Below are 1,662 nucleotides of genomic sequence, written 5' to 3'. Positions count from 1 at the left end.
GGGTGTCGTCGTCGGGCTGGCCGGTGGGCCCTGCTGGCCCGGCGATCGCGCTGCTGCCGTTCGCCGGCGGACGCGTGGGCTCGCGGGCCAGTGGCTCGGGATCCCGCTGACCCTCGGTGTCCTGGTGGCCGTGGTCCTGCTCGGTGCGCTCTCCGCGCTCCTCGGCCTGCGCCGGGTTGCCGTGACGCCCCTGGGCGTGCGCACCCGGCAGCGTCCCCGCGGTGTGGTGTGGGTGCGGGTCCTGGTGGCTGTGGGCGTGCTCGTGGCCGCGCAGGCGGCGGCCTCGGTGATGGGCCTGGCCCAGAGCGAGGCCGTGATGATCGCGCTGGCCGTCGCCGCGCTGGCGGCCCCGCTGATCGCGTCCAGCGATCGGCCCGTGGGTGCTGGGCCTGACCGCGCGCCGCCGTGTCCGCCGGGCGCGGACGGCCGAGCGCCTCGTGGCCGCCCGGCTCGTGCTGGAGGACCCGCGGCTGGCCTGGCGTCAGGTGGGCGGCGTGGCCCTCACGGTCTACATCGGCACGGTGGGTGCGGCCGGATTCGGCATGGCGGAGGCGTTCCAGGGGGACGGCGCCGCGGTGACCGCGAGCGAGCGACACCTGATCGCGGACCTGGGCACCGGCGTGCTCGTGACGATGGTGGTCTCGTTCCTGCTGGCGGCCTGCTCGGTGGCGATCTCGCAGGCGGCGCAGCTGCTGGACCGCGCGGACCTGCACGGCGGCCTGGTGATGGCCGGCATGGACGTGCATACCGTCCACGCGATGCGCCGCCGGGCCGTGATGTCCGCCCTCGGCACGGTGCTGGTGTTCAGCCTGGCCGCGGCGCTCGCCTCGGCGGCTCCGGTGATCGGCGCGGCCGCGGTGTTCGCGCCGGTGTCCCTGCTCACCGCCGCCGCCTGCCTCGCGCTCGGCGTGCTCCTGGTCCGCGGCGGGGTGGAGCTCACGCGCCCGGCACTGCGGCGGAGCTTGACGGGCCAGGGTCTGGCAGCCTGAGCGGTCTCCACGCACCTAATGCCCCCCACACCGGACGAGGGTGCAGTTGTCGTGGCCTCAGCGCGTCAGAGGCCACAACAACTGCACCCTCGTCGGAGCCCCGCCCTCAGACCCGCGGGCGCCTCCTCATCCGCCCGTTCCAGGACGCCAGCACCACGGCGGCCAGGGCGCCGAGCGTGCCCACCACCGTCCACACGGACACGGCGGCGCCGCCCACCGGAGCGACCGTGTCCAGCAGCAGCGACCCCAGCAGCTGCCCGGCCACCAGGCCGAGCGTGGTGAGGAACGCGCCGATCCGCGGGACCAGCAGCGCCGAAACCCCGATGAACACGCACCCCAGCGGGCCGCCCACGTACATCCACCACACGCCCGGCAGCGGACCGGACGGACCGACCGTCACCGCCTTCACCAGGTACACCAGCCCGAGCAGGGCGGTGCCGGCCAGGAAGTTGATCAGCGTGACCGGGATCGGCGAGCCGTAGGCCGCGGACTGCCGCCCGTTGAACACCTGCTGCACGCTCGTGCCGAAGCCGGCCACCACTGGGATCGCGGCCATGAGCAGCCACAGCGCCCCGGCCACGCCGTCGCCGTCGTCACCTCCGCCGAGCGCCCCGCCGAGCTGTGGCCACACGACCACCAGCACCGCGGCCAGGGCCAGCACGGCGCCGGCCAG

The 1,662-nt window shown here is 75.4% G+C and carries 2 protein-coding genes; one reads left to right on the top strand and one right to left on the bottom strand.

Translation table 11 applies throughout. The features are described from left to right. Window positions 1-380: 380 nt before the first annotated feature. Window positions 381-989: a hypothetical protein gene (locus AC2W7A_RS12220; RefSeq protein WP_485991580.1), complete on the top strand. Its 609-nt coding sequence runs from the start codon at window positions 381-383 to the stop codon at window positions 987-989. A gap of 106 nt (window positions 990-1,095) precedes the next feature. Here the strand turns inward: AC2W7A_RS12220 and AC2W7A_RS12215 are convergent. Beyond that, window positions 1,096-1,662 (bottom strand): DMT family transporter (locus AC2W7A_RS12215; RefSeq protein ID WP_485991579.1); only part of this gene is annotated, 567 nt, incomplete at its 5' end.

The sequence above is a fragment of the Micrococcus sp. LASM2_SD2 genome (assembly GCF_057364565.1).
The sequence above is the reverse complement of the archived record's forward strand: the minus strand, read 5'-3'. Positions and strand labels throughout refer to the sequence as shown.